General features: G+C 70.1%; 5 protein-coding genes. 4 read left to right on the plus strand and 1 reads right to left on the minus strand.

The window, feature by feature from the left end; translation table 11 throughout:
* Positions 1–48: 48 nt before the first annotated feature.
* Positions 49–4,119, plus strand: coding sequence for an ATP-dependent RNA helicase HrpA (hrpA, locus tag AB0C19_RS20220; RefSeq protein ID WP_357187459.1), 4,071 nt, complete (start codon positions 49–51; stop codon positions 4,117–4,119).
* Between the two features lie 78 nt (positions 4,120–4,197).
* Here the strand turns inward: hrpA and AB0C19_RS20225 are convergent, their stop codons facing one another.
* Entirely contained in the window at positions 4,198–5,130 is a 933-nt protein-coding gene (locus tag AB0C19_RS20225) for a LysR family transcriptional regulator (protein WP_238686239.1), read from the minus strand.
* Positions 5,131–5,165: 35 nt separating this feature from the next.
* Here AB0C19_RS20225 and AB0C19_RS20230 point away from each other — a divergent pair, with 35 nt between their 5' ends.
* The 3 genes from AB0C19_RS20230 to AB0C19_RS20240 are packed head-to-tail and all read left to right on the plus strand — an operon-like array spanning position 5,166 to position 8,597.
* On the plus strand, positions 5,166–5,897 hold the full coding sequence (locus AB0C19_RS20230; protein ID WP_357187463.1) for a succinate dehydrogenase cytochrome b subunit: 732 nt from the start codon (positions 5,166–5,168) through the stop codon (positions 5,895–5,897).
* Between the two features lies 1 nt (position 5,898).
* On the plus strand, positions 5,899–7,836 hold the full coding sequence (locus AB0C19_RS20235; RefSeq protein WP_357187466.1) for a fumarate reductase/succinate dehydrogenase flavoprotein subunit: 1,938 nt from the start codon (positions 5,899–5,901) through the stop codon (positions 7,834–7,836).
* The gene (locus tag AB0C19_RS20240; RefSeq protein WP_091401529.1) at positions 7,833–8,597 is read left to right on the plus strand and encodes a succinate dehydrogenase/fumarate reductase iron-sulfur subunit; all 765 of its coding nucleotides are present in this window, start codon (positions 7,833–7,835) and stop codon (positions 8,595–8,597) included. The genes AB0C19_RS20235 and AB0C19_RS20240 overlap by 4 nt, the downstream gene beginning before the upstream one ends.
* The last annotated feature ends 625 nt before the right edge of the window (positions 8,598–9,222 follow it).

Genomic DNA, 9,222 nt, shown 5'->3' on the forward strand with positions numbered 1-9,222 from the left:
GTAACCCAGGGGCGGCGCGCCGCCGGGCTGCCTATCCTTGGGCACGACATGCAGAATCCAACCGCCTCCGTCGCGTCCGACCCCGTTCGCGAGCTGCACCGCCGCCTCACACCTCTGATGTTCCGCGACCAGCGCCGGCTCCAGCGGCGACTGGACGGTGCCCGCAGGCTGCGCGACCCGCAGCGTCGGGAGGCGGCGCTGACCGAGATAACCGCCGACCTGGTCCGGGCCGAGCAGCGCCTCGCCGCTCGGCAGGCGGCGGTGCCCGTGATCACGTACCCGGTGGGCTTGCCGGTCAGTGAGCGCAAGGACGACATCGCCGCTGCCATCCGCGATCACCAGGTGGTGATCGTGGCGGGCGAGACCGGCTCCGGCAAGACCACCCAGATTCCCAAGATCTGTCTGGAGTTGGGGCGCGGGGTGCACGGCCTGATCGGGCACACCCAGCCCCGGCGGTTGGCCGCCCGGACGGTGGCCGACCGGATCGCCGACGAGTTGGGCACCGAGTTGGGCGACGTGGTCGGCTACAAGGTGCGCTTCACCGACCAGGTCAGCGAGCGCAGCCTGGTGAAGCTGATGACCGACGGCATCCTGCTGGCCGAGTTGCAGACCGACCGGATGCTGCGCCAGTACGACACGCTGATCATCGACGAGGCGCACGAGCGCAGCCTCAACATCGACTTCATCCTCGGGTACCTGCGGGAGCTGTTGCCCCGACGACCCGACCTCAAGGTGATCATCACCTCGGCGACCATCGAGACCGACAGGTTCGCCAGGCACTTCGCCGGGCCACCCACTGCCGACGAGCCGGAGGGTGTGCCCGCGCCGGTGGTCGAGGTCTCCGGGCGTACCTATCCGGTGGAGGTGCGCTACCGGCCTCTCGTCGAGCTCGCCGAGGGCGAGGAGGACGGCGACGGCGACGAGGAGACCGTCCGCGACCAGATCCAGGCGATCGGCGACGCCGTCGAGGAGTTGGCCGCCGAGGGCCCCGGCGACATCCTGGTCTTCCTCAGCGGTGAGCGGGAGATCCGGGACACCGCCGACGCGCTGGGCAAGCTCGTGCAGAAGAAGCGTTCACTACTCGGCACCGAGATCCTGCCGTTGTACGCGCGGCTCTCCTCCGCCGAGCAGCACCGGGTCTTCGCCGCGCACTCCTCGCGCCGGGTGGTGCTCGCCACCAACGTCGCGGAGACCTCGCTGACAGTGCCCGGCATCAAGTACGTGGTGGATCCGGGCACCGCCCGCATCTCCCGCTACTCCAGTCGGCTCAAGGTGCAGCGGTTGCCGATCGAGCCGGTCTCCCAGGCGTCGGCGAACCAGCGCAAGGGCCGCTGCGGTCGTACCTCGGACGGCATCTGCATCCGCCTCTACGACGAGCAGGACTTCCTCTCCCGGCCCGAGTTCACCGACCCGGAGATCCTGCGGACCAACCTGGCGTCGGTCATCCTCCAGATGACAGCGATCGGGCTCGGCGACCTCGCCGCGTTCCCGTTCATCGACCCACCGGACAAGCGCAACATCACCGACGGCGTCAACCTGCTGCACGAGCTGGGCGCGTTGGACCCGACCGAGGCCGACCCGGCGAAGCGGCTCACCGCACTCGGCCGGCGGCTGGCCCAGTTGCCTGTCGACCCGCGCCTGGCCCGGATGGTGGTCGAGGGCGAACGCAACGGCGCCGCCACCGAGGTGCTGGTGATCGCCGCCGCGCTCTCCATCCAGGACCCGCGGGAGCGGCCGGCGGAGAAGCAGGCACAGGCGGACCAGGCGCACGCCCGGTTCGCCGACAAGGAGTCGGACTTCGTCGCCTTCCTCAACCTGTGGCGCTACCTGCGCGAGCAGCAGCGGGAACTCTCGTCCAGCGCGTTCCGCCGGATGTGCAAGGCGGAGTACCTGAACTACCTGCGGATCCGCGAGTGGCAGGACATCGTCAGCCAGCTGCGCCAGGTGCTGCGTACCCCTTCCGACGGCGACCGACGGGGTGGGCGGCCGGCGCGCGACGCCGCCGACGGCGCGGACGCCGGCCGGGGTGAGAGCCGCCGGGGTGGCGCGGACCTGCCGGAGGAGATCGACACCCCGAAGGTGCACCAGTCGCTGCTGCCCGGCCTGTTGTCGCACATCGGCCTCAAGGACGCCCAGAAACACGAGTACCTGGGGGCGCGGGGCGCCAAGTTCGCGCTCTTCCCCGGGTCGGCGTTGTTCAAGAAGCCGCCGCGCTGGGTGATGGCCGCCGAGTTGGTGGAGACCTCCCGGCTGTGGGGGCGCATCGCCGGCCGCGTCGAGCCGGAGTGGGTCGAGCCGCTGGCGCAGCACCTGGTCAAGCGCAGCTACAGCGAACCGCACTGGGAGAAGAAGCAGGCCGCGGTGATGGCCTTCGAGAAGGTCACCCTGTACGGCGTCCCGCTGGTCAGCTCCCGAACTGTCAACTTTGGGCGGATCGACCCGACGCTGAGCCGGGAGCTGTTCATCCGGCACGCCCTCGTCGAGGGCGACTGGCAGACCCACCACCAGTTCTGGACGGACAACAAACGGCTGCTCACCGAGATCGAGGAGTTGGAGAGCAGGGCCCGGCGCCGGGACATCCTGGTCGACGACGAGACCATCTTCGGCTTCTACGACCAGCGGATCCCGGCCGACGTGTCCTCCGGCCGGCACTTCGACAGCTGGTGGAAGAAGACCCGCCGCGAGCAACCCGACCTGCTCACCTTCACCCGTGACCTGCTGATCAACGACGGCCGGCCAGGGGTGGACGAGGACGACTACCCGGACGAGTGGCAGGCCGACGGGGTGAGCCTGCCGCTGACCTACCGGTTCGAGCCGGGCACGCCGGACGACGGCGTCACTGTGGACATCCCGCTGCCGCTGCTCAACCAGGTGCCGGCGGAGACCTTCGACTGGCAGGTGCCGGGGCTGCGCGAGGAGACGGTGATCGCGCTGATCCGCTCGCTGCCCAAGGCGATCCGCCGCAACTTCGTCCCGGTGCCGGACTACGCACGGGCCGCCCTGGCGGCGATCACTCCCGGCGAGGAGTCGCTGCTGGACGCGCTCACCCGGCAGCTGCGGCGGATGACCGGGGTGACGGTGCCCCGCGACGCCTGGGAGCCGGGCAAGCTCCCGGCGCACCTGCGGGTGACCTTCCGGGTCCTCGGCGACGACGAGAAGCCGCTCGCCGAGGGCAAGGACCTGCCGGCCCTGCAACGCCAACTCCGTCAGGAGGTACGCCAGGTGGTGGCGGCTGCCGCACCGGAGGTGGCCCGCACCGGGTTGCGCGAGTGGAGCATCGGCACGCTGCCCCGGACCATCGAGCAGGTCCGCGCTGGTTACGCGGTCACCGCCTACCCGGCGCTGGTCGACGAGGGCGCCACGGTCGGGGTGAGGGTGTTCGACTCCCCCGCCGAGGCGGAGGCGGCGCACTGGGCCGGCACCCGCCGGCTGTTGCGGCTCACAGTGCCGTCCCCGGCGCGGTTCCTGCAGGGGCGGCTGGACAACGAGGCGAAGCTGGCGTTGAGCCGCAACCCACACGGCGGCGTGCAGGAGCTGATCGAGGACGCGGCGGGCGCGGCCATCGACCGGCTGATCGGTGTGGCCGGCGGGCCGGCGTGGGACGCCGACGGCTTCGCGGCCCTGCGCGAGAAGGTCCGCGCCGACCTGGTCGACACCGTCGTCGAGGTGATGGACCGGGTCCGCAAGGTCCTCGCCTCCGCGTACGCCGTCGAGCAGCGGCTCGGCGCGACCCGCAACCTCGCCGTGGTGGCAGCGCTGGCCGACATCCGCAACCAGCTCGCCGGGCTGGTGCACGCCGGTTTCATCACCGAGACCGGGTACGCGCGCCTGCCCGACCTGCTGCGCTACCTCACCGCCATCGAGCGTCGACTGGAGCGGCTGGGCGGCAACCCGCAGCGGGACCGCCAGCAGCAGGACCGGATCGCCGTGGTGCAGAAGGAGTACGCCGACCTGCTCGCCAACCTGTCGCCGGCCCGCCGCCAGGAGTCGGCCGTCCGGCAGATCCGTTGGATGATCGAGGAGTTGCGGGTGAACGTCTTCGCCCAGGCGCTGGGCACCCCGTACCCCGTCTCCGAGCAGCGGATCTACCGGGCGATGGACGACGCCGAGGGCCGCTGAGCCGACGGCCGGGCCGCTGCCGACCTCTTCGCGGCGGCGGCCCCCCGTCCGGCCTCCTTGCGGTGGCGCGCCCCGGGGTCAGGTCAGTGGCTCGACGCCCGGGGGCAGTTCGCCGAGGTCGATCGCCGACTGGATGTAGTCGAGCAGGATGCGCCGAAGTTCCCGACCGGCGTGGGTGGGTACGACGTCACGCCGACGGGCCACCGCGATGGTCCGCCGCACCCCGGGCGGGGCGAGCGGGGTGATCCGCACGCCCGGCCGGCGAGCCAGCACGATGCCGGGCACGAGAGCGATGCCGAGGCCCGCCTCGACGAAGCTGAGCACCGCGTCCATCTCGCCGCCGTCCACAGCGAAGGTGGGTTCGAAGCCCGCCTCCCGACACGCCTGGATGGTCGCGTCACGCAGGTCGTACCCCTCACGGAACATCACCATCGGCTGGTCCCGCAGGTCGGTGATGCGCAGCTCCCCGGTCGTCGACGCGGTGGGCACCTCCCCCACCGAGGCCACCACCAGGCTCTCCCGCAGGATCGGGTCGACGCGCAGCCCCGGGTCGGCCCCCTGCGCCGGCATGATGATCAGGGCCAGGTCGAGGTCCCCGCGGAGCAGGTCGCGCACCAGATCCTGCGAGCCACCCTCCTCGACCTTCAGGTCGACGGTGGGGTGCGCGTCGCGGAACCGGCGCAGCACCGGCGGGGCGAGCGACGTGGCCAGACTGGGGGTGGCCCCGAGCCGGACCCGACCCCGGCGCAGCCCGACCAGCTCCTGGACCTCCCGGGTCGCGGTCTCCACGTCGGCGAGGATCCGGGTGGCCAACGGCAGCAGCACCTCACCCGCCGCGGTGAGGGCGATGTTGCCCCTTACCCGCTCGAACAGTGGTGCGCCGAGGTCGGCCTCCAGAGCGTGAATTTGCTTACTGAGAGAAGGCTGAGTGATGCCCACGAGGTCGGCGGCTTGGGTGAAATGTCGTACTTCGGCCACCGCGACGAAGTACCGAAGCTGATGGAGCTGCATCTACATAGCCTACGGCTATCAACACTGCGAGTTTGATGCATTGGACGACTGATCGAAGTGCTCCTAGCGTCGGTCCTGTGGTAATCACGAAGACTCGGTCGCCCATCCGCTCGAACGTCGGCCTCAAGGCCGTCATGGCGGTGACGGGCATCCTGCTGGCGCTGTTCCTCATCGCCCACATGCTCGGCAACCTGAAGGTGTTCACGGGGGAGACCTCGTTCGACCACTACGCGCACTGGCTGCGCGACATCGGCAAGCCGCTGCTGCCCGGCGTCTGGTTCCTGTGGATCCTGCGCACCGTGCTGGTAGTGGCGGTCGTCGCCCACATCGTCGCCGCCACCGTGCTGGCCCGTCGGGCCCGCGCCGCCCGCCCGGTCAAGTACGCCCACCGCAAGAAGGTCAACGGCAGCTACGCGGCCCGCACGATGCGCTGGGGTGGGGTGATCATCCTGCTCTTCGTGATCTACCACCTGCTGGACCTGACCACCGGCACGCTGAACCCGGTCGGCGACGAGAGCAAGCCGTACGGCAACGTCGTCGCCGACTTCGCCCCGGAGCGCTGGTACGTCACCCTCTTCTACACGCTGGCCATCCTCGCGGTGGGCTTCCACCTACGCCACGGCGCGTTCAGCGCGTTCCGCAGCCTCGGCCAGCAGACGCCACGCGGCGAGCGCAGGGCGCGTACCGCGGCTCTGATCTTCGCCGTGCTGCTCTGCGCCGGGTACCTGGTGGTCCCGTTCGCCGTACTCACCGGATTGGTGTCCTGACATGGAACTCTTCACCGAGGGCGACGCGATCGCCGACACCAAGGCTCCCGCCGGCCCGGTCGAGAAGCGTTGGGAGACCCGGCGCTTCGAGGCCAAGCTGGTCAACCCCGCCAACCGCCGCAAGATGACGGTGATCGTGGTCGGCACCGGCCTGGCCGGCGGCTCCGCCGCCGCGACCCTGGCCGAGCAGGGCTACCACGTCAAGTCCTACTGCTACCAGGACAGCCCGCGCCGGGCGCACTCCATCGCGGCACAGGGCGGCATCAACGCGGCGAAGAACTACCGCAACGACGGCGACTCCGTGCACCGGCTCTTCTACGACACCGTCAAGGGCGGCGACTTCCGCTCCCGGGAGTCGAACGTGCACCGGCTCGCCGAGGTGTCGGTAAACATCATCGACCAGTGCGTCGCCCAGGGAGTGCCGTTCGCCCGCGAGTACGGCGGCCTGCTGGACACCCGCTCCTTCGGTGGCGCCCAGGTGCAGCGCACCTTCTACGCCCGGGGCCAGACGGGCCAGCAGCTGCTGCTCGGCGCGTACCAGGCGCTCGAACGGCAGATCGGCCTTGGCAACGTCGAGATGAACACCCGGCACGAGATGCTCGAGCTGGTCCTCGTCGACGGCAAGGCCCGCGGCATCGTCGTCCGGGACATGGTCACCGGCGAGATCAGCACCGAGATGGCCGACGCCGTCGTTCTCGCCTCGGGCGGCTACGGCAACGTCTTCTACCTCTCCACCAACGCCAAGGGCTGCAACGTCACCGCCACCTGGCGCGCGCACCGCAAGGGCGCGTACTTCGCCAACCCGTGCTACACGCAGATCCACCCGACCTGCATCCCGGTCTCCGGCGACCACCAGTCGAAGCTGACCCTGATGAGCGAGTCGCTGCGCAACGACGGCCGGGTCTGGGTGCCGAAGACCAAGGGTGACGACCGCAGCCCGAAGGACATTCCGGAGGACGAGCGGGACTACTACCTGGAGCGGATCTACCCCTCCTTCGGCAACCTGGTCCCCCGCGACATCGCCTCCCGCGCCGCGAAGAACGTGTGCGACGAGGGTCGGGGCGTCGGGCCGACGAAGCTCGGCGTCTACCTCGACTTCGCCGACGCGATCGGCCGGCTGGGCCGCAAGGCCATCGAGGCCAAGTACGGCAACCTCTTCGAGATGTACGAGCGGATCACCGGCGAGGACCCGTACGAGGTCCCGATGCGCATCTACCCCGCCGTGCACTACACGATGGGCGGCCTGTGGGTCGACTACGACCTCCAGTCGAACATCCCCGGCCTGTTCGTGATCGGCGAGGCGAACTTCTCCGACCACGGCGCGAACCGGCTCGGCGCCTCGGCGCTGATGCAGGGCCTCGCCGACGGCTACTTCGTGCTGCCCACCACCATCGCCAACTACCTGGCCTCCGGTCCGCTGGAGAAGGTCGACGCCAGCCACCCGGCGGCCGTCGAGGCGCGCACCGACGTCGAGGACCGCGTCCAGCGGTTGCTCGCTGTCGACGGCGACCGGACCGTGGACTCGTTCCACCGGGAACTGGGCCAGATCATGTGGGAACACTGCGGCATGGAGCGCAGCGAGGCCGGGCTGCGCAAGGCGATCGACGAAATCCGTGCCCTGCGCGAGCAGTTCTGGCAGCGGGTCAAGGTGTCCGGCAGCGGCGAGGAACTCAACCAGTCGCTGGAGAAGGCCGGTCGGGTGGCCGACTTCTTCGAGCTGGCCGAGCTGATGTGCATCGACGCCCTGCACCGCGAGGAGTCCTGCGGCGGCCACTTCCGGGCCGAGCACCAGACCCCCGACGGTGAGGCGCAGCGCGACGACGACCGGTTCGCGTACGTGGCGGCCTGGGAGTTCACCGCCGACGGTGAGCCCTCGGTGCTGCACAAGGAAGACCTGAAGTTCGAATACGTCCACCCCACGCAGCGGAGCTACAAGTGAACCTGACCCTGCGCATCTGGCGCCAGAAGGGCCCTGAGGACAAGGGTCGGATGGTGACCTACCCGGTCGACGACGTGTCCCCGGACATGTCGTTCCTGGAGATGCTCGACGTGCTCAACGAGCGGCTGATCCTCGCGGGCGAGGACCCGGTGGCGTTCGACCACGACTGCCGCGAGGGCATCTGCGGCATGTGCGGCCTGATGATCAATGGCGACGCGCACGGGCCGCAGCGCGGCACCACCGCGTGCCAACTGCACATGCGGCAGTTCAAGGACGGCGAGACGATCGACATCGAGCCGTGGCGGGCCAGCGCCTTCCCGGTGGTCAAGGACCTGGTCGTCAACCGGAGCGCCTTCGACAAGATCATCGCGGCTGGTGGCTACGTCACCGCGCCGACCGGCAGCGCACCCGAAGCCCACTCCACGCCGGTGGCCAAGGCCAACGCCGACGCCGCCTTCGAGTCGGCGGCCTGCATCGGCTGCGGCGCCTGCGTGGCAGCCTGCCCCAACGGCTCCGGCATGCTCTTCACCGCCGCCAAGCTCACCCAGCTCTCGCTGCTGCCGCAGGGCCAGCCCGAGCGCTACACCCGGGTGATCGGCATGGTCGACGCGCACGACGAGGCCGGCTTCGGCGGCTGCACCAACGCCGGCGAATGCACCCCGGCCTGCCCGAAGGGCATCCCGCTGAACACCATCGGCCGGCTCAACCGCGACTACCTCGCGGCCACCGCCAAGGGAGCCAACAACACCCCCGGTTCCTGAGGGTCCGCCGTACCACGCCAGACCGCCGTATCCCGCTTTCCCAGGGGGTACGGCGGTCTGGCGTTGGCGTTTGGCGCTGGCGTTGGCGCTGGCGTTGGCGCTGGCGTTGGCGTTGGCGCTGGCGTTGGCGTTGGCGTTTGGCGTTGGCGTTTGGCGTTGGCGTTTGGCGTTGGCGTTTGGCGTTGGCGTTTGGCGTTGGCGTTTGGCGTTGGCGTTTGGCGTTGGCGCTGGTTGCGGTGGGGGCTGGGGCGACCGTCCCCGGCTCCGGGCGGTCAGGCTTGATCCCTGCGCCGGGGACGGTCGCCCCAGCCCTGACCCTGGTCACGGCTCGTCCGAGCCCTCGCCACGCCCTCGCTTCGCCTCGCCGCAACGCGCCCCACCGCGCCTCACCTCACCGCGCCGCGCCTCGTCGTGCCTCACCTCACCGCACCTCGTCGCGCCTCACCTCACCGCGCCGCGCCTCGTCGCGCCTCACCTCAGCCCGCGGCGCATGATCCACTCGGGTTTCAGGAAATCGGCCGGTTGCCGGGCGGCGGTTTCAAGCGGCTGTTGCGACTAGGTGTTTGTGGAGTACCTCGGCTGGATTCTGCCAGTCGAGGGTTTGGCGTGGTCGTCCGTTGAGTTC

The sequence above is a fragment of the Micromonospora sp. NPDC048842 genome, assembly GCF_040649935.1.
Taxonomy (GTDB): Bacteria; Actinomycetota; Actinomycetes; order Mycobacteriales; family Micromonosporaceae; genus Micromonospora; species Micromonospora hortensis.

Coding starts and splice junctions, on each gene's coding strand:
- AB0C19_RS20225 (WP_238686239.1), bottom strand. CDS start 5,130: ATGCAGCTCCATCAGCTTCGGTACTTCGTCGCGGTGGCCGAAGTACGA.
- hrpA (WP_357187459.1), top strand. CDS start 49: ATGCAGAATCCAACCGCCTCCGTCGCGTCCGACCCCGTTCGCGAGCTG.
- AB0C19_RS20230 (WP_357187463.1), top strand. CDS start 5,166: ATGCATTGGACGACTGATCGAAGTGCTCCTAGCGTCGGTCCTGTGGTA.
- AB0C19_RS20235 (WP_357187466.1), top strand. CDS start 5,899: ATGGAACTCTTCACCGAGGGCGACGCGATCGCCGACACCAAGGCTCCC.